Source organism: Rathayibacter sp. PhB151, from assembly GCF_004366415.1.
GTDB lineage: Bacteria > Actinomycetota > Actinomycetes > Actinomycetales > Microbacteriaceae > Rathayibacter > Rathayibacter festucae.
In genome coordinates, this window is record NZ_SOEN01000007.1 from 912,613 (window position 1) to 930,338 (window position 17,726).

The following is a 17,726-nucleotide window of genomic DNA, read 5'->3' on the forward strand; positions in this document are numbered from 1 at the left end:
GCAGGGCGAGGCAGGGCCGCCCCGAGCCGTCTCCCTCCCCCGCTCCCGCCCGCTCCCGACTCCCCTTGGATGCCCCGTGATCACAGCCACCGCCGTCCGCACCGCGACCTCGCGCCCGTTCTGGAGCAGAGCTGCCGGCACCGGCATCACGCTGGGCGGCGCCCTCCTGCTGCTCGCGACCGTCCTGGAGTGGCGGCAGGCCCGTGAGGGCTCCGCCGCGCTGCTGCCCGCCATCACCGCCCTCCTCCTGGTCTCGACGGCGGCGCACGCGGCGGCGATGCTCCCGCTCGCGTTCGGCCGCCGCGGTGGCGACGGCGCCGTGGCGGGGTCCGTCGTGGGCAAGGCTGCTCTCCTCGTCTTCGGGGCGGCGTTCCTCGCGAATCAGCTCAGCTATCTCGCCGCCGCCTACGCACCGCCCTCGCAGGTCGACTACGCGGCGCTCGGCGACTTCCAGCTCGCGGCCGGAGTCGTGCAGTCCGCGGCGCTGCTGATCGGCGGCATCGTCATCGCCCGCCGGGGCGTCGCGACCGGAGCCGCCCGCTGGGCTCTCCTCGTGCTGGCGATCCTCTCGATCGTCCTCGGCGTCTCGACGCGGAGCGCCCAGGATCTCGACGCGCTGACCGCCCTGCTGCTCCTGTCCACGGTCGCGCAGATCGTCACCGGGGTCGTCTTCCTCCGTCACCGCCGACGGTCCCGCAGATGACGGCCTCCACCGGGCGCGCCCGGGCACCCGCCTCCGTAAGCTCGTCGGGATGAGTGGCGGCGACGAGCAGAAGGCGGCCTCCCGGCCCTACGACGCCCGGCGGCGGCGCGAGCGCGGGGACACCGATCGCGCGCAGACCCGGACGCGGATCCTTGACGCCGCCGCGGGCCTGTTCCTCAGCCAGGGCTACGCGGGGACGACGATCTCGCAGCTGGCCCGCGCGGCAGGGACCTCCGTGCAGACCATCTACCTCGCGATCGGCGGCAAGGCCGACGTGCTCCGCGCGCTCACGGCGGCGATGACGACCGGGGCGGACTCCGAGGCGGACGTCACCGACCAGGACTGGGTCGCGGCGGTCGCGGTCGAGTCCGATCCCGAGCGGCAGCTGCGGCAGCTCGCGCACCACTCCGTCGCCCTGGCGCAGCGGGCCGCGCCGCTCTGGAACGTGATGGCCGCCGCCGCGCAGGACGACCCCGCCCTCGCCGAGGATCTCGCCCGGCAGAGCGCCGGCCGACTCGCCGACCAGCAGGCGTTCGCCCGGCTCGTGCGCGCTCCGCTGCGCGACGACATGACCCCGGAGCAGGCGGGCGACATCCTCTACGCCCTCGCCAGCCCGCAGCTCTGGAACCTGCTCGCCCTCGACCGCGGCTGGAGCGCCGAGCAGCTCGAGCGGTTCCTCGGGGACGCGCTCACCCGCCTGCTCCTCCCGCCGCACGCCGAGAGCCCCGTGCACCACCCCGAAGACCCCGCGCACCACCCCTGATCGACCTGACCGAGGAGCCGTCGTGGCCACCATCCTGCTCTGCAGCACTCCCCTCTACGGCCACCTCGCACCGCTGCTCGCCCTCGGCAGGCATCTCGCCGAGCGCGGGCACCACGTCATCGTGCTGACCGGCTCCGCCTTCGAGGAGCGCGTGCACGACGCCGGCCTGCACCACGAGGCCCTCACCGGTCGAGCCGACTTCGACGAGCGCGACGAGGCGGGCTTCCTACCCGACCTGCACCGGCACCGCGGCCTCGCGCTCTCGCGGTACCAGGTCGAGCAGACCTTCGTGGCGACCCTCCCGGAGCAGCACCGCGCCGTCCGGGCGGTCCTCGACCGGGAGCGGATCGACGCCGTCGTGACCGACTCCTTCTTCGCCGGGATCCTGCCGCTGCTCGAGGCGGACCCGGCCTCGCGACCGCCGATCCTCGGCGTCGGCATCGGCCCGCTCGTGCAGGTCAGCCGCGACGTCGCCCCGTTCAACACGGCGCTCCCGCCTTCCGCGACGACGCTCGGGCGGCTGCGGAACCGCGCGCTGAACCTGCTCGTGGCCCGCCTGCTCTTCGCGAAGACCCAGCGGCTCGCGGAGCGGCTGGTGCAGGAGTCCGCGGGCGTGCCGCTCCGCACCTTCGTCCTGGACTTCACCGCGGCGTTCGACCGCTTCGTGCAGCTGGGCCCGGCGGAGTTCGAGTACCCCCGCTCGGACCTCAGTCCGAACGTCGTCTTCGCCGGACCGATCCCGAGCACGCCCTCGCCGGCCGCTCTGCCCGACTGGTGGGCCGACCTGCACGACGGCCGCCCGGTGGTGCACGTCACCCAGGGCACGCTCGACAACCACGACTTCGGGAAGGTCGTCCGGCCCACCCTCGAGGCGCTCGCGCACGAGGACGTGCTCGTCGTCGTCAGCACCGGCCGCGCGCCGCTCGCCTCACTCGGCCCGCTGCCGGCCAACGCCCGCGCCGCGGAGTTCCTGCCCTACGAGCAGCTGCTGCCGCTGACGTCCGTGATGGTCACCAACGGCGGCTTCGGCGGCACCCTGCTCGCCCTCCGTCACGGCGTCCCGCTGGTCGTCGCCGGCGCCGCCGAGGACAAGCCCGAGGTCGCCGCCCGCGTCGCGCACTTCGGCGTCGGCGTCGACCTGCGGACCGGGCGGCCCTCCGCCGAGGCGCTCCGCACGGCGATCCGCGCCGTCCTGCGCGACCCGTCCTACCGCGCGCGAGCCGTCGAGATGGCGGCGGCCATCGCCCGCTGCTCCCCGCTGGCCACGATCGACGACGAGCTGAGCCGCCTCCTGCGGGGGGAGCGGAGGGGCTGAGAGCGCTCCCGGGCGACCGGCCCCCGCCTGACCCCCGAGGGGGATCACGACCGACGCCGGTGCCTCCCCCGCCGCTAGCCTGGGGCCGTCGGCTCCGCACCGGGCCGGCTCGAGGGGGGTACTCGTGGACGATCAGCGGACGGCATCGGCGTGGCGGCGGTTCTGGGAGCGCGGCGGGGGCTGGCGGGCGCTGCTGCTGGCGGCCGTCTACTACGGCCTCTACGAGCTGATCGGCTACCTCCTCGGCTTCGTGGTCGGCGACACCGGCAGTCCCCTCCGCGGCGAGGAGGGATCGGCGACCGATGTCTTCTTCTCGATCGGGCTGCCGATCCTGCTCGCGTGCGTGCTGCTGGTGCTCTTCGCGCTCTCCCTCGGCTGGCTGCGCGAGCTGTTCGCCCCGCAGCGGATCCGCGGTCGCGGCTGGATGTGGACCGGGGTCGCCGTCGTCCTCGCGATCAACGCGTCCGCCCTGCTCGATCTCGACTACGCCGGCGCGGGCGGCGCGCTCATCGCCTCCTGGCTGCTGACCGGCCTGTTCGTCGGCTTCGCCGAGGAGACGCTCACCCGCGGCTTCGTCGTGAACCTGATGCGCAAGCGCGGCCACGGCGAGATCCGCGTCGCGCTGGTCTCGGCCGGGATCTTCGCGGCCCTGCACATCGGCAACGTCTTCACCAGCGACCAGGGCGTCGCCGTCACCGCGCTCCAGGTCGCCTACACCTTCGGCTTCGGCATCGTGATGTACCTGGCGCTCCGGGTGACCGGCAGCCTGCTCGGGCCGATCCTGCTGCACGCCTCCACCGATCCCACGCTCTTCCTCCACGGCGCGCACCCCGCCGGCACGATCGCCGGTCTCCTGCCCGCCCTCAGCACCTTCCTCGTCATCGGGACGGGGCTGGTCCTGCTGCTCGTCCTGATACTCGGCGAGCGCCGTCGGACCCGGAGCGCCGTCTCGGAGGGAGCAGTCGCATGACCGCGAGCGCCGATCGGCGCGCGGTCCCGCGCACGATCCCGGTCGGGATCGCGGCCGCCGTCCTCTACGTGCTGATCGCCGCCGGCGTCGGCACCCTGCTCGATCCGCTCGCCGGCGGTGACGACACTCTCGACTTCGTGATCGGGACCTGGCTGCCCGTCGGCGTCCTGATCGTGATCGGGCTGCTGTTCGCGCGGCGCGCGGGCTGGCTGCGGGAGGCGTGGACGGCGCCGTCGCCGTTCACCGAGCGGCGGCGCTGGTGGCTGCTCGCGATCCCCGTCGTGCTCGCCGTCCAGACCGTGCAGCTCCTGCTCGCCGTGCCGTGGGCGGAGCGGGCGCTGCCGATGGTGCTGGTCTACCTGGTCGGCTGCCTGATGATCGGCTTCGGTGAGGAGCTCTACTTCCGCGGTCTCTTCCGGGTCGCCGTCCGCGGGCACCACGGCGAGCTCGCGGCGCTGCTGATCACCTCGATCGCGTTCGGCCTCGGGCACGTCGCCGGCTATCTCCTCAACGGCGTTCCGCTGCCGGCGACCGCGGTCGCGGTGGCGTTCCTGGCGATGGACGGCGCGATCTTCTACGGCGCCCTCCGCGCGACGGGGACGCTGTGGGTGCCGATCCTGCTGCACGGCCTCGGCGACTTCGCCCGCTTCCTGCAGCAGGGCGGCGACGACCAGTCGGCCGCCCCCGAGGTCAGCGGCGACGCGTTCACCGCGCTCGTCGAGTACATCCTGATCGGCCTCTCGATCGCGCTGGTGGTCAGCGTCGCCCGGAGCGGCCGTCGCGAGCGGAAGGCGAGGAGGGCCGCCGCCGTCCCGGAGTGACGCGGCGTCCGAGGCTCCCGGCGGCAGTCGCCCGGGCCGCGGTCGTAGGGAACCCGTGAGGTTCCGGCGTCGACCCGTATGGGAACCGTGAGCACCGCCGAGCGGCGGGCCGCGGAGGTGTCTAGTGAGTGCTCGTGCCAGCTCTGGCACGTGCCCGCGGTTCCGCGGTCACGATCCGCCTCCGGATGGAGTCCTCCCGTGCTCGACCTCGTCTCCGTGATCGGCGTCCTCGCCGTCTTCACCCTCCTCGGCGTCCTCGCCAAGGGGGTCGAGAAGCTGAGCCCCCGGGCCGGCGTCGCCGACCCCCGCGACGCGCGGACGGGAGGGGACCGGCCGTGATCGTCCTCGACACCCTCGCCGCGGTTCTCGCGATCGCCGCGATCGGCTACCTCGTCGTCGCCCTCGTGAAGCCGGAGCGCTTCTGATGGCCGCCTTCCTCGCGATCCTGCAGGTGGCCTCCGCCGCCCTGATCCTCGTGCTGGTGCACCGCCCGCTGGGCGACTACATGGCGCACCTCTACTCCTCGCCGAAGGACCTCGCCGTCGAGCGCGGCTTCTACCGGCTCATCGGCGTGGACGCCCGCGCCGAGCAGAGCTGGCAGGCCTACCTGCGCGGCGTGCTCGCGTTCTCGCTCGTCAGCGTGCTGCTGCTCTATGCGATCCAGCGGGCGCAGGCCGTGCTGCCGTACTCGCTCGGCTTCCCGGCGATCCCGGAGGGGCTCTCCTTCAACACGGCGATCTCGTTCGTGACCAACACGAACTGGCAGTCGTACTCCCCCGACGTGACGATGGGCTACTCCGTCCAGCTGATCGGCCTCGCCGTGCAGAACTTCGTCTCGGCCGCGGTCGGCATCGCCGTCGCGATCGCCCTCGTCCGCGGCTTCGCCCGGCGCGGCAGCGGCACGATCGGCAACTTCTGGGTCGACCTCACCCGCGGCCTCCTCCGGCTGCTCCTGCCCCTGGCCGTGCTCAGCGCTGTCCTGCTCCTGGCCGGCGGCGTGATCCAGAACGTCACCGGATTCACCGACGTCACCACGGTCACCGGCGCCACGCAGAGCATCCCGGGCGGCCCGGTCGCCTCGCAGGAGGCGATCAAGATGCTCGGCACCAACGGCGGCGGCTTCTTCAACGCCAACTCGGCGCACCCCTTCGAGAACCCCACCGCCTGGACCAGCCTGCTGCAGGTGGTCCTCATGCTCGCGATCCCGTTCTCGCTCCCCCGCACCTTCGGGCGGATGGTCGGCGACGCGAAGCAGGGCTCCGCGATCCTCGCGGCGATGGCCACGATCTTCCTCGTCTCCCTCACCGCGCTCACGCTCCTGGAGCTCGGCGGGAGCGGCGGCGCCCCGCAGGCCGCCGGCGGCGCGATGGAGGGCAAGGAGACCCGGTTCGGGATCGCCGGCTCGACGCTCTTCGGCGCCACCAGCACCCTCACCTCCACCGGCGCGGTCAACTCGATGCACGACTCCTACACCGCCCTCGGCGGAATGCTGCCGATGCTGAACATGATGCTCGGCGAGGTCGCCCCCGGCGGCGTCGGCTCCGGCCTCTACGGGATGCTCGTGCTCGCGGTCCTCGCGGTCTTCATCGGCGGACTGCTCGTCGGCCGGACGCCGGAGTACCTGGGCAAGAAGCTCGGCCCGCTCGAGATCAAGCTCGCCAGCATCTCCATCCTGATCACGCCGACCCTGGTGCTCGCGGGCACCGCGCTCAGCTTCGCGATCCCCGCGGTGCGGGCCGACGTCGAGAGCACGTCGATCGGGAACCCCGGCCTGCACGGCCTCTCCGAGGTGCTCTACGCCTTCACCTCCGCGGCCAACAACAACGGCTCGGCCTTCGCCGGGCTCACCGCGAACACGCCGTGGTTCAACGCGGCTCTCGGAGTCGCGATGCTGCTCGGCCGGTTCCTGCCGATCGTGATGGTGCTCGCCCTCGCCGGCTCGCTGGCCCGGCAGGGCGCCGCACCGGCGACCGCGGGCACGCTCCCCACCCACCGGCCGCAGTTCGTCGGCCTCCTCGTGGGCGTCACCGCCATCGTGACCGCCCTCACCTACTTCCCCGTGCTCGCACTCGGACCCCTCGCAGAAGGACTGCAGTCATGACCGCCACTCTCGACCGACCCGCCGCCTCCCCCATCCCCGAGAAGACCCCGCGGCGCGGCGCCTCCGCGTTCAGCCCCGAGCAGGTCCTCGCCGCGGTGCCCGGCGCGTTCCGCAAGCTCGACCCGCGCCTGATGGTGCGGAACCCGGTGATGTTCCTGGTCGAGGTCGGCGCCGCGCTGACCACCGTCCTCGCGATCGCCGAGCCGTTCCTCGGCGGCGCTCAGGAGTCCGGCGGCTCCCCGGTCCCCGGCTCCTTCACCTGGGGCATCGCGCTCTGGCTCTGGGCGACCGTCGTCTTCGCGAACCTCGCCGAGTCGGTCGCCGAGGGTCGCGGCAAGGCGCAGGCCGACAGCCTCCGGCAGACCCGCACCAGCACGATGGCCCGCCGCCTGCTGGAGTACCGCGCCGGCGACGGCGCCGCGGCCCACGGCCAGGTGCGCGAGGTCTCCTCGGCGGACCTGCAGCTCGGCGACCACGTCGTCGTCGAGGCGGGCGACCTGGTCCCCGGCGACGGCGACATCGTCTGGGGCATCGCCTCGGTCGACGAGTCCGCGATCACCGGCGAGTCGGCCCCCGTGGTCCGCGAGTCCGGCGGCGACCGCAGCGCCGTCACCGGCGGCACCCGGGTGCTCTCCGACCGCATCGTGGTGCGGATCACCTCGAAGCCGGGCGAGACCTTCGTCGACCGGATGATCGGCCTGGTCGAGGGCGCCTCGCGCCAGAAGACGCCGAACGAGATCGCGCTGAACATCCTCCTCGCGAGCCTCTCGATCGTCTTCCTCGTCGTCACCCTCACCCTGAACCCGATCGCCTCCTACGCCGCCGCCCCCGTCAGCGTCCCGGTGCTGGTCGCCCTGCTGGTCTGCCTGATCCCGACCACCATCGGCGCCCTGCTCTCCGCGATCGGCATCGCCGGGATGGACCGGCTCGTGCAGCGCAACGTGCTCGCGATGTCCGGCCGCGCCGTCGAGGCCGCCGGCGACGTCACCACGCTGCTGCTCGACAAGACCGGCACCATCACCTACGGCAACCGCCGCGCCACCGAGTTCGTCCCCGTCGGCGGGACCGGCGAGGACGAGCTGATCCGCGCCGCCGCGTCCTCCTCCCTCAGCGACCCGACACCCGAGGGGAAGTCGATCGTCGACCTCGCCGCCGCCCGCGGGATCCGCGAGGAGGCGCTCGCGAGCGACGTCCTCTCCGCCGAGATCGTGCCCTTCACGGCGCAGACCCGGATGAGCGGCCTCGACCTCCCCGACGGCGCGATGATCCGCAAGGGCGCCGGCTCGGCCGTCACCGCCTGGCTCGCGGACGGCGGCCCGCTCACCGCCGCCGCCGAACTCGAGGCGCAGGTGCACCGCATCTCGGAGAGCGGCGGCACCCCGCTGGTCGTCGCCGTGAAGGACGCGAGCGGCAGCGGCCGGATCCTCGGCGTCGTCCACCTCAAGGACGTCGTCAAGGAGGGGCTCAAGGAGCGCTTCGCCGACCTGCGCGCGATGGGCATCCGCACGGTGATGATCACCGGCGACAACCCGCTCACCGCGAAGGCGATCGCCGCGGAGGCCGGCGTCGACGACTACCTCGCCGAGGCCACCCCCGAGCAGAAGCTCGAGTACATCCGCCGCGAGCAGGAGGGCGGGAACCTGGTCGCGATGACCGGCGACGGCACCAACGACGCCCCGGCGCTCGCGCAGGCCGACGTCGGGGTCGCGATGAACACCGGCACGTCGGCGGCGAAGGAGGCCGGCAACATGGTCGACCTCGACTCCGACCCGACCAAGCTGATCGACATCGTCCGGATCGGCAAGCAGCTGCTGATCACCCGCGGAGCGCTCACCACTTTCTCGATCGCCAACGACATCGCGAAGTACTTCGCGATCATCCCCGCGATGTTCACCGGGATCTTCCCCGGCCTCGCCGTGCTGAACGTGATGCAGCTGCACTCGCCGTCCTCGGCGATCCTCTCGGCGATCGTCTTCAACGCGCTCGTCATCATCGCCCTCATCCCGCTCGCCCTCCGCGGCGTGGCCTACCGGGCGCTCAGCGCCTCGAAGGTCCTCAGTCGCAACCTCCTCGTCTACGGGCTCGGCGGGGTGATCGCGCCGTTCGTCGGCATCAAGCTGATCGACCTCGTCGTCTCCCTCCTCCCCGGCTTCTAGCCGGGGCCCGCAGTCCTCGGCGCTCGCAGCACTCCAAGCCCTCCCAGCACTCCTCACCACGACTCACCAGGAAGCAGACCACCCCATGACCACCCCCCGCACCGGGCTCCGGCAGTACGGAGTCGCCCTCCGCGCCCTCCTCGTGCTCACCGTCGCCCTCGGCGTCCTCTACCCCCTCGCGATCACCGGCGTCGGGCAGCTCGCCTTCGCCCGCCAGGCGAACGGCTCCCTGCTCACCGAGAACGGCGAGACCGTCGGCTCCAGCCTCATCGGCCAGTCCTTCACCGACGCCGACGGGAACCCTCTGCCCGAGTGGTTCCAGTCCCGGCCCTCCGCCGCGGGCGACGGCTACGACGCGAGCGCCTCCGGCGGCTCCAACCTCGGCCCCGAGAACGAGGACCTCATCGCCGCGATCCAGGAGCGCCGCGCCGCGATCGCCGCGTTCGACGGCGTCGACCCGGCCGCCGTCCCCGCCGACGCCCTCACCGCCTCCGCCTCGGGCCTGGACCCGCAGATCAGCCCCGCCTACGCCGCGATCCAGGTCGCCCGCGTCGCCGCCGCCCGCGGGCTCACCCAGGAGGACGTCCGCGCCCTCGTCGCCGAGCACACCCAGGGGCGCGACCTCGGGTTCCTCGGCGACGAGACCGTGAACGTCCTCGAGCTCAACCTCGCCCTCGCGGCGCAGGCGAGCTGAGGCGGCGATGAGGACGGGGCGGCTCCGGGTGCTGCTGGGCGCCGCCCCGGGCGTCGGCAAGACCTACGAGATGCTCGAGGAGGGCCGGCGCCTCCGCAGCGAGGGCCGCGACGTCGTCGTCGCCTTCGTCGAGACCCACGGCCGCGCCGCCACCGCCGCGATGGTCACCGGGCTCGAGGTCGTCCCGCGGACCACCCTCGAGCACCGCGGCGTGCGGCTCGACGAGCTGGACCTCGACGCCGTCCTCGCCCGGCGGCCCGGGATCGCCCTCGTCGACGAGCTCGCGCACACCAACGCGCCCGGCTCGGCCCACGAGAAGCGCTGGCAGGACGTGCGGACCCTCCTGGACGCCGGGATCGACGTCGTCTCCACCGTCAACATCCAGCACATCGAGTCGCTCAACGACGTCGTCCAGCAGATCACCGGAGTCCCGCAGCGCGAGACGATCCCCGACGCGATCCTGCGCGGCGCCGACCAGATCGAGGTCGTCGACCTCGCCCCGCAGGCCCTCCGCGACCGCCTCGCGGCCGGCCGCGTCTACCCGTCCGAGCGGATCGACGCCGCCCTGTCCAACTACTTCCGGCTCGGCAACCTCACGGCGCTGCGCGAGCTCGCGCTGCTGTGGCTGGCCGACGAGGTCGACTCCGCGCTGAACGGCTACCGCGTCGAGCACGGCATCGACAGCACCTGGGAGGCGCGCGAGCGCGTCGTCGTCACCCTGACCGGCGGACCCGAGGGCGAGACCCTGCTGCGCCGCGGCGCCCGCATCGCCGCCCGCTCCTCCGGCGGCGAGCTGCTCGCCGTGCACGTCACCAGCCAGGACGGCCTGCGCGCCGCCCGCCCGGAGGTGCTGGCCGAGCAGCGCGCCCTCGTCGACACCCTCGGCGGCAGCTACCACCAGATCGTCGGCGAGGACGTGCCCCGCGCCCTCGTCGAGTTCGCCCGCTCCGTCAACGCCACCCAGCTCGTCCTCGGCGTCAGCCGGCGGAGCAGGCTCGCCGCCGCGCTCACCGGCCCCGGCATCGGCGCGACGGTCATCCGCGAGTCGGGGACGATCGACGTCCACATCGTCACCCACGCCTCCGCGGGCCGCTCCCCCGCGCTGCCCCGGCTCGGCGGAGCGCTGACGCTGAAGCGGCGCGTCCTCGGCCTGCTGCTCGCCCTCGTCGGCGGGCCGCTGCTCACCTGGCTGCTCGCCGCCTTCCGGAGCGACGAGTCGATCACCAGCGACGTCCTCGCCTACCAGGTCCTCGTCGTCCTGGTCGCCCTCGCCGGCGGCCTCGGGCCGGCGCTGTTCGCCGCCGTGCTGTCCGGGCTCACCCTCGACTTCTTCTTCGTCGACCCGCTCTACACCGTCACCGTCGACGAACCGCTGCACGCCCTCGCCCTCCTGCTCTACATCGCCAACGCGATCCTGGTGAGCGCCGTCGTCGACCGCGCCGCCCGCCGCGCCCGCACCGCCCGCCGGGCCGGAGCCGAGGCCGAGCTGCTCGCCACCATCGCCGGCGGCGTCATCCGCGGCCAGGACGCCCTGCAGGCGATCCTCGAGCGCGCCCGCGAGGCCTTCGGGCTGACCGGCGTCCGCCTGCTCCGCGGCTCCGAGCTCCTCGGCGCCGACGGCGAGCCCGGCGGCGAGCACGAGACCGTCCCCGTCGGCCGCACCGCCGTCCTCGAGCTGCACGGCCGACCCGTCGGCGCGGGCGAGCGGCGCCTGCTCTCCGTCGTCGTCGCGCAGCTCGACGCCGCCCTGGAGCACGAGGACCTCAGCGAGACGGCGAGCGGCCTCGCCCCCCTCGCCGAGACCGACCGGGTGCGCAGCGCCCTGCTCTCGGCCGTCAGCCACGACCTGCGCCGGCCGCTCGCCGCCGCGACCGCCGCGATCAGCGGACTGCGCTCCACCGACATCGCCTGGAGCGCCGCGGACCGCGCGGAGCTGCTCGCCACCGCCGACGAGAGCCTCGGCACCCTCGCCGACCTCGTCACGAACCTCCTCGACGTCACCCGGCTGCAGGCCGGAGTGCTCGCCGTCTCCCTCGCCCCCGTCGACCCCTCCGACGTCGTCCTCCCCGCGATCGACGAGCTCGGCCTCGGACCGGCGGAGCTCGACCTCGATCTCGACCTCGACCTGCCGCCGGCGCTCGCCGACGCGGGGCTGCTCCAGCGCGTGGTGGTGAACCTGCTCGCCAACGCCGTCCGGCACTCCCCGGCCGACCGGCGCGTGCGGATCTCGACCAGTGGCTTCGGCGGCACGCTCCAGATCCGGGTCGCCGACCACGGACCGGGCATCGCCCCCGAGCGCCGGGCCGACGTCTTCGTCCCGTTCCAGCGCCTCGGCGACACCGACAACACCACCGGCCTCGGCCTCGGCCTCGCCCTGTCCAAGGGCTTCACCGAGGGGATGGGCGGCACGCTCGACACCGAGGACACCCCCGGCGGCGGCCTGACCATGGTCGTCACCCTCCCGCTCGCGCCGCCACCGACCGCGCCCCCGCCCGCACCGACGCCCCGGGAGGGAGCCCGATGAAGGGCTGCCGGTTCGTCCCCGGAGAGACACCGGTGGCCGGCTGAGCGCACTCGGCGGCTTCAGCGGACGGCGGCGTCGGGGGCGGGCGGCGTCAGTACTGCGCGAGCGGCGCGACGCCGACGCGCACCGCGCCGCCCGAGGCGCGCCGGATCCCCTCGTCGAGATCCGCCAGCGCCACCGTCTCGCCGACCAGGCCGGCGAACGGCCACGCCTGCCAGCGGTCGACGAGGTACGCCGAGGCCGCGGCGAGGTGCTCGGGCGTGTAGTTGTGCACGCCCCGCACGGTCAGCAGCCCGCGCACCACGCGCTCCGGGTCCAGCGGCACCGGCTCGGTCGGGAAGACGCTGCCGACCAGGACGACCACGCCGCCGACCGCGGCACGGGCGAGCGCCGAACCGACGGCCGCCCGCGCACCGGACGCCTCGAGGACCACGTCGAACTCGCCGCCCTCCTCATCGGGTCGCCGCGCTCGGGCGCCGAAGCGCTCGGCGAGCGCGCGGCGAGCGGGATCCGGCTCGACGAGGGTGACGACCGCCCCGCGGTCCGTCGCCATCGCCGCCGCGGTGAGCCCGATCAGGCCCGCGCCGCTGATCAGCACGTCCGCCCCGGTGAGCGGACGGACCGCCTCGGCGGCGGCGAGCGCGGCCCAGGCGGTGGCGGTCCCGCAGGACGCGGGCGCCAGGACGGCGGCCGGCACGTCCTCGGGCAGCCGGATGATCGGCGTGCCCGCGACGACGTGCGCATGGGTCGCGAAGCCGCCGGACAGTGCCCAGGCGTCGCTCATCCGCTCGTGGCCGTACTTGCGCAGCGACCGGCACTTCTGCGGCAGCCCGCCCACACAGCGGTCGCAGGAGCCGCAGCTCGCGGCGATCGACCACAGCACGCGGTCGCCCACGGCGAGGAGCGAGCCGTCGAGCGCGCGGGGCCCGCCGGTGCCGAGCTCGACGACGCGACCGAGCTGCTCGTGCCCGAGCACGAGCGGTGCGGGAGCGCTCCGGTCGCCGTGCACGGTGTGCACGTCCGAGCCGCAGATCGTCGCCAGCTCGATCTCGACCAGCACGTCGCCCGGCGCGAGCCGGACGGTGACGAACGCGACCGCCTCGTGCGGGCGGTCGGGCGCCAGCCAGACCATCGCGGTGGCGGAGGGCCGCAGCTCGACGCGCCGCGACTCCGGATCGATGCGCGGCGGCGCGCTCGCCGTCCTCATCGCAGCGAGAGCGTGAGCAGCGCGGTGACGTCCTCGATCACGGCGTGCGCGCCGGCCGCGCTCAGACGGTCGCGGTCGTGCGCTCCGCTCAGCACGCCCACCACGAGCCCGGCGCCCGCGCGCAGTCCCGAGAGGACGTCGCTGGCCGTGTCGCCGACGACCGCGACGGCGCTCATCGCGCTGACTTGCGCGCGCAGGGCGGCGGTCAGCACGAGGTCGGGTGCGGGGCGGCCCCGGCCGGCGTCGGCCGGCGAGAGGGCGATCCCGACGAGGTCGCGCCAGCCGAGCGCGTCGAGGATCGCGTCGCGGGTGACGGGAGCGAAGCCGGTGGTCAGCGCCACGCCGACCCCCGCGGCGCGCAGCTCGCGCAGCAGCTCCTCGGCACCGGGGATCGGCGCGGCGGCGCCCTCGAGGATCAGCTCGGCGTAGGCGTCCTCGAACGCGGCGGTCGCCCGCTCCGCGGCGGCGACGTCGCCCCCGGCGAGGTGCGTGAACACGTCGATCTTCGACTGCCCCATCGTCTCGCGCACGTAGTCGAGCGCCTCGGCCCACGGCAGGCGGTCGGCGACGCCGGTGCGCTCGGCCGCACGCTGGAACGCCTGCTCGACGACCCCGTCGTCGGTGACGGTGGTGCCCGCCATGTCGAGCACGACGAGCTCGATGCCGGCGAGGGCCGGGCCGGGACCGGCGGTGCCGAGGGGAGCGGGAGCGGGAATCGTGCTGGTCATCAGCGGCCTTCCGAGGAGACGAGGAGGGATGCGGTGCTGTCGAAGCGGTCCGCGAGGGTGGTCTCGGCGAGACCGAGCCCGGTGGTCATGCCGATGCCCGTGGTGACGGTGCGCACGAGGACGCCCGGCATCGGCTCGGCGACGAGGAACTCGTCGCGCCCGCTGGCGTAGACGCCCTGCCAGCGCTCCAGCACCCGCGGCGCCGCCCCGAACAGGCGGGCGGTCTCCTCGAGGAGGAGCTCCGCGGTCGCCTCGGACTGGAACGGCTCCGGCGTGATCGAGCGGTGGTGGGAGTCGCCGACGACGACGCTCCCGTCGGGCAGCTGCGTGTACATCTGGTTGAGGTCGATCGCCGCGAGGTCCGGCCGCTCGGCGTGCAGCCGGGCCCGCACCGCGGCGGCCTCGGGCAGGCGCGCGAAGCCGCTGTAGCGCACGAGCGACCAGCCCGTCAGCAGCGGCGCGGCCAGCGGAGCGCGCAGCGGCAGCTCCACGCGGAGCATGTCGAGGGAGCAGCGGACGACGTCGTGCGCCTCGGCGAGCTCGGGGAGGAGCTGATCGAGGTCGTGGTTGACCGCGACGACGACCGTGTCGGCGAGGATCGCGCCCCTGCTGGTCTCCACGACGCCCTCGGCGACCCGCCCGACGGCCGTGCGCATCCGGAACTCGACGCCGAGCTCGGCGAGGTGCCGGACGATCGCGGCCGCGGCCGTGCGCGGATCCGCCTGCAGGTCGTAGGGCAGCACCGCTCCCCCGACGACGACCGCGGGGTCGACCGGGGTCGCCGCCGCGGTCTGCCTCGCGTCGAGCAGCTCGATCTCGGGGCCGTCGCCGAAGCCGAACGGCGCCTGCGCGGCCGCCGACTCCAGCAGGGCGAGCTCGTCGGCGTGGCGCGCGACGATGTGCGTGCCGCGGCGGCCGAGCGCGAAGCCGGCGTCCCGCGAGAGCCGCAGCCACGCCTCCCGCGCCGCGAGCCCGTAGCGCAGCGCCTCGCCCGCCTGCGGGGTGAAGCAGAGGTGGCCGAAGTTGCGGACGGTCGAGCCCATCGGCGCGGCGGTCCGGTCGAGCACCACGACGCGAAGCCCCCGGCGGACGGCGGCATAGGCGGCGCCGAGACCGACGATCCCGGAGCCGACGACGGCGACGTCGTACCGGGCGCTCATCGGAGCACCTTCCGCAGCCACATCGCCAGGCCCTCGACGACGAGCACGGTCACCAGGATCATCAGGACGATGGCGGTCACGGTCGCGTAGTTCGAGCCCTGCGCGGCGTTCAGCAGGTAGTAGCCGATCCCGCCGCCGCCGACGATGCCCAGCAGGGTCGCCGCGCGGATGTTGGTGTCGAGCAGGTAGAAGGTGTGGCCGAGCATTGCGCGCGCCCCCTGGGGCAGGGTCGCTCCGGCGTAGACCTGCAGCCGCGTGGCGCCGGTCGCGATGAGGGCGCGCTCCGGTCCGGAGTCGACCTCCTCCAGCGAGTCGGCGATCAGCTTGCCGAGCAGGCCGACCCCGCCGACCGCGAGGGCGATCGTGCCGGCCTGGGTGCCCAGCCCCGAGACGACGATGAGCAGGATGGCGAGGATGAGCTCGGGCACGCCGCGGACCGCGACCAGCAGCAGCCGGAAGCCGCTGCGGGCGCCGCGGGTCGGGGCGACGTTGCGGGCGGCGAGCGAGCCGATCAGCACCGACGCGACGACGGTGAGCAGCGCCGCCGCGAGAGCGATCGCGATCGTCTCGCGCATCGCCTCGATCATCGTGCCGGCGTCGTAGCTGCCGAAGGACGGCGGCCAGAACTGCGCCGCGACGGCGGGGACGCGGCCCCAGAAGGTGAGCGCGTCGCTCCAGGTGATGTCGCTGACGACGACGCCCGCGACGATCACGAGGGCCGTCACCACGCCGGCGAGGGCGTTCCGGAGGCGCGTGGGGGTCCACGGCCGGCGCAGCGCCGACTCCGGGGTCGACCGCGGCGTCGCGGCCGCCGGCCGCCCCGCGGTGCCGCTCGCGCGGTCGCCGCGGAACCGGCGCACGAGCGCGCCGACCGGGCCGGAGCCGGACGCGCCGGAGCCGGAGGCGCCGCGGCCGAGCATCGCCGCGCGCACCGAGCTCGAGACGATCTCCATCGCCACGCAGAGCGCGAAGATCACCAGGGCGATGCCGATGCCCCGCCCGTACTGCAGCGACTTGAAGGCGTAGGACATCTCGAGGCCGAGGCCCGCGACGCCGACGTAGCCGAGGATCACGGAGCCGCGCAGATTGATGTCGTTGCGGTGCAGCACCGTCGCGACCCAGGACGGCAGCACCTGGGGCAGCACGCCCGAGGTGAACTCCTGCAGCCTCGTGCCGCCGGCGGCGCGGATCGCGAGGCGCGGTCCCTCGTCGATCTGCTCGATCGCGTCGGCGAACAGCTTCGAGATCATGCCGACGGAGTGCAGGCCGATCGCGAGGATGCCGGGCAGCGAGCCGAGCGAGAACATCAGCACGAAGACCATCGCGAGGACGACGTCCGGGATCGCGCGGGCCAGCACGCCGAGGAAGCGCGCGACCGCCCGGGCCGCGTGACCGGGCGTGGTGTTGGCCGCCGCGAGGTACGCCAGCGGCGCCGACAGCACCGCGGCGAGCAGCGTGCCCGTGAGCACCAGCCCGAGGGTCTGCGCGGTGAGGGCGAGCAGCTCCGCCGGCTCGGGGAAGCTGATCGCGCCGACCCGGCCGAGGAAGCGCTCGGCGTTCGAGAGCGACTGCAGCATCCGCGGCACCGAGATGTCGACCTCGATCAGCGCGGCGACGGCGAGCCCCGCGAGGGCGAGCAGGGTCAGGACCGCGGCGATCCGCTCCGGGGAGCGCCGTGGCCGCGGAGCGCGCGCGGCGACGGCCGGGTTCGGGCGGCGCGCGGTGCGCGGCGGCAGCACGGCCGTCATCGGGTGGCCTCCGGTGTGAGCAGCTCGTTCTGCACGGCCTCGAGCTCCGAGGTCGTCGTGGCCACGCGGCCGTAGATCTCCATGACCTCGGCCTTGGACAGCCCCGCCGCGGGAGTGTCGAGGACGACCGCGCCGTGCCGGAGGCCGACGATCCGGTCGGCCCAGGAGATGGCGAGGTCCACCTGGTGCAGGCTGCAGAGCACGGTGAGCCCCTCCTCCGCGGCGATCTCGCGGATCAGACCCATGACCTGATCGCTCGACTCGGGGTCCAGGGAGGCGACGGGCTCGTCCGCCAGGAGGATCGAGGGGTTCTGCATCAGGGCGCGCGCGATCGCGACGCGCTGCTGCTGCCCGCCCGAGAGGGTGTCGGCGCGCTGGTAGGCGCGCTCGAGCAGGCCGACCCGCTCGAGGTGCTGCAGCGCGCGCAGCTTCTTCGCCTTGGGGTAGCTCCAGAGGCCCAGACGCGGCCCGCGCAGCTCCGCGAGCGCCCCGGTCAGCACGTTCTCGAGCACCGTCAGCGACGGCACGAGCTCGAACTGCTGGAAGATGAAGCCCACCTTCCCGCGGAGCGTGCGCAGCCGACCGCCCCGCAGCGCGGGCACGTCCTCGCCGAGCACGCGGACCGCGCCGCTCGTCGGCGCCTCGAGGGCGTCGACGTGGCGCAGCAGGGTGGACTTGCCCGACCCGGAGAGCCCGAGCAGGACGACGATCTCCCCGCGGCGCACGGTGAGCGACACCGCGTCGAGCGCGGTCGTCGCGCCGAAGCGCTTGGTGAGGTCGGTGATCTCGACCACGGCGTCGGCCGCGGGAGGGGAGGAAGTCGTCATCGGAGTCTC

16 protein-coding genes are annotated in these 17,726 nt (G+C 74.2%); 11 read left to right on the forward strand and 5 right to left on the reverse strand.

What is annotated here, in order from left to right; translation table 11 throughout:
* Window positions 1–76 precede the first annotated feature (76 nt).
* The 11 genes from EDF35_RS11800 (at window position 77) to EDF35_RS11845 (ending at window position 12,047) form a co-directional block, all read left to right on the forward strand.
* Window positions 77–703, forward strand: a complete 627-nt coding sequence (locus EDF35_RS11800; RefSeq protein WP_133962469.1) for a hypothetical protein — start codon at window positions 77–79, stop codon at window positions 701–703.
* A 49-nt stretch (window positions 704–752) separates the two neighbouring features.
* Window positions 753–1,466 carry a TetR/AcrR family transcriptional regulator gene (locus EDF35_RS11805; RefSeq protein ID WP_123704137.1) on the forward strand — a complete coding sequence of 238 codons (714 nt, stop codon included), beginning with the start codon at window positions 753–755 and terminating at the stop codon, window positions 1,464–1,466.
* A gap of 22 nt (window positions 1,467–1,488) precedes the next feature.
* Window positions 1,489–2,781: a glycosyltransferase gene (locus EDF35_RS11810; protein ID WP_133962470.1), complete on the forward strand. Its 1,293-nt coding sequence runs from the start codon at window positions 1,489–1,491 to the stop codon at window positions 2,779–2,781.
* A gap of 124 nt (window positions 2,782–2,905) precedes the next feature.
* Window positions 2,906–3,751, forward strand: coding sequence for a CPBP family intramembrane glutamic endopeptidase (locus EDF35_RS11815; protein ID WP_133962471.1), 846 nt, complete (start codon window positions 2,906–2,908; stop codon window positions 3,749–3,751).
* Window positions 3,748–4,572 (forward strand): type II CAAX endopeptidase family protein, encoded by an 825-nt coding sequence (locus EDF35_RS11820; protein ID WP_133962472.1) that lies wholly within the window; start codon window positions 3,748–3,750, stop codon window positions 4,570–4,572. The genes EDF35_RS11815 and EDF35_RS11820 overlap by 4 nt, the downstream gene beginning before the upstream one ends.
* A gap of 198 nt (window positions 4,573–4,770) precedes the next feature.
* A complete protein-coding gene (locus EDF35_RS20835) occupies window positions 4,771–4,911 on the forward strand; it encodes a hypothetical protein (protein ID WP_166674090.1) in 141 nt (46 codons plus the stop codon).
* Window positions 4,908–4,997: a potassium-transporting ATPase subunit F gene (locus EDF35_RS11825; protein ID WP_123446358.1), complete on the forward strand. Its 90-nt coding sequence runs from the start codon at window positions 4,908–4,910 to the stop codon at window positions 4,995–4,997. The genes EDF35_RS20835 and EDF35_RS11825 overlap by 4 nt, the downstream gene beginning before the upstream one ends.
* Window positions 4,997–6,673: a potassium-transporting ATPase subunit KdpA gene (kdpA, locus tag EDF35_RS11830; protein WP_133962473.1), complete on the forward strand. Its 1,677-nt coding sequence runs from the start codon at window positions 4,997–4,999 to the stop codon at window positions 6,671–6,673. Before EDF35_RS11825 ends, kdpA begins: the two co-directional genes overlap by 1 nt.
* Window positions 6,670–8,829 carry a potassium-transporting ATPase subunit KdpB gene (kdpB, locus tag EDF35_RS11835; RefSeq protein ID WP_133962474.1) on the forward strand — a complete coding sequence of 720 codons (2,160 nt, stop codon included), beginning with the start codon at window positions 6,670–6,672 and terminating at the stop codon, window positions 8,827–8,829. Before kdpA ends, kdpB begins: the two co-directional genes overlap by 4 nt.
* 85 nt (window positions 8,830–8,914) lie before the next feature.
* The gene (kdpC, locus tag EDF35_RS11840) at window positions 8,915–9,523 is read left to right on the forward strand and encodes a potassium-transporting ATPase subunit KdpC (RefSeq protein WP_133962475.1); all 609 of its coding nucleotides are present in this window, start codon (window positions 8,915–8,917) and stop codon (window positions 9,521–9,523) included.
* Between the two features lie 7 nt (window positions 9,524–9,530).
* Window positions 9,531–12,047, forward strand: a complete 2,517-nt coding sequence (locus EDF35_RS11845; RefSeq protein WP_133962476.1) for an ATP-binding protein — start codon at window positions 9,531–9,533, stop codon at window positions 12,045–12,047.
* 91 nt (window positions 12,048–12,138) lie between these two features.
* On the opposite strand, the gene EDF35_RS11850 is transcribed toward EDF35_RS11845, so the two are convergent.
* The 5 genes from EDF35_RS11850 to phnC are packed head-to-tail and all read right to left on the reverse strand — an operon-like array spanning window position 12,139 to window position 17,717.
* Window positions 12,139–13,254, reverse strand: coding sequence for a zinc-binding dehydrogenase (locus EDF35_RS11850; RefSeq protein WP_133962477.1), 1,116 nt, complete (start codon window positions 13,252–13,254; stop codon window positions 12,139–12,141).
* Window positions 13,251–13,982: an HAD-IA family hydrolase gene (locus EDF35_RS11855; protein ID WP_133962478.1), complete on the reverse strand. Its 732-nt coding sequence runs from the start codon at window positions 13,980–13,982 to the stop codon at window positions 13,251–13,253. The genes EDF35_RS11850 and EDF35_RS11855 overlap by 4 nt, the downstream gene beginning before the upstream one ends.
* Entirely contained in the window at window positions 13,982–15,142 is a 1,161-nt protein-coding gene (locus EDF35_RS11860; RefSeq protein ID WP_133962479.1) for a TIGR03364 family FAD-dependent oxidoreductase, read from the reverse strand. The genes EDF35_RS11855 and EDF35_RS11860 overlap by 1 nt, the downstream gene beginning before the upstream one ends.
* On the reverse strand, window positions 15,139–16,890 hold the full coding sequence (locus tag EDF35_RS11865) for an ABC transporter permease subunit (RefSeq protein ID WP_133962480.1): 1,752 nt from the start codon (window positions 16,888–16,890) through the stop codon (window positions 15,139–15,141). Before EDF35_RS11865 ends, EDF35_RS11860 begins: the two co-directional genes overlap by 4 nt.
* Complete coding sequence (gene phnC / locus EDF35_RS11870; protein WP_123733147.1) at window positions 16,887–17,717, reverse strand: phosphonate ABC transporter ATP-binding protein; 831 nt, start codon at window positions 17,715–17,717, stop codon at window positions 16,887–16,889. Before phnC ends, EDF35_RS11865 begins: the two co-directional genes overlap by 4 nt.
* Window positions 17,718–17,726: the final 9 nt, after the last annotated feature.

Bases quoted from the DNA above. Each gene is read 5' to 3' on its own strand.
- EDF35_RS11845 (WP_133962476.1), top strand. From the start codon at position 9,531: ATGAGGACGGGGCGGCTCCGGGTGCTGCTGGGCGCCGCCCCGGGCGTC.
- EDF35_RS11820 (WP_133962472.1), top strand. From the start codon at position 3,748: ATGACCGCGAGCGCCGATCGGCGCGCGGTCCCGCGCACGATCCCGGTC.
- EDF35_RS11860 (WP_133962479.1), bottom strand. From the start codon at position 15,142: ATGAGCGCCCGGTACGACGTCGCCGTCGTCGGCTCCGGGATCGTCGGT.
- kdpB (WP_133962474.1), top strand. From the start codon at position 6,670: ATGACCGCCACTCTCGACCGACCCGCCGCCTCCCCCATCCCCGAGAAG.
- EDF35_RS11855 (WP_133962478.1), bottom strand. From the start codon at position 13,982: ATGACCAGCACGATTCCCGCTCCCGCTCCCCTCGGCACCGCCGGTCCC.
- kdpC (WP_133962475.1), top strand. From the start codon at position 8,915: ATGACCACCCCCCGCACCGGGCTCCGGCAGTACGGAGTCGCCCTCCGC.
- EDF35_RS11865 (WP_133962480.1), bottom strand. From the start codon at position 16,890: ATGACGGCCGTGCTGCCGCCGCGCACCGCGCGCCGCCCGAACCCGGCC.
- EDF35_RS11850 (WP_133962477.1), bottom strand. From the start codon at position 13,254: ATGAGGACGGCGAGCGCGCCGCCGCGCATCGATCCGGAGTCGCGGCGC.
- EDF35_RS11805 (WP_123704137.1), top strand. From the start codon at position 753: ATGAGTGGCGGCGACGAGCAGAAGGCGGCCTCCCGGCCCTACGACGCC.
- kdpA (WP_133962473.1), top strand. From the start codon at position 4,997: ATGGCCGCCTTCCTCGCGATCCTGCAGGTGGCCTCCGCCGCCCTGATC.
- phnC (WP_123733147.1), bottom strand. From the start codon at position 17,717: ATGACGACTTCCTCCCCTCCCGCGGCCGACGCCGTGGTCGAGATCACC.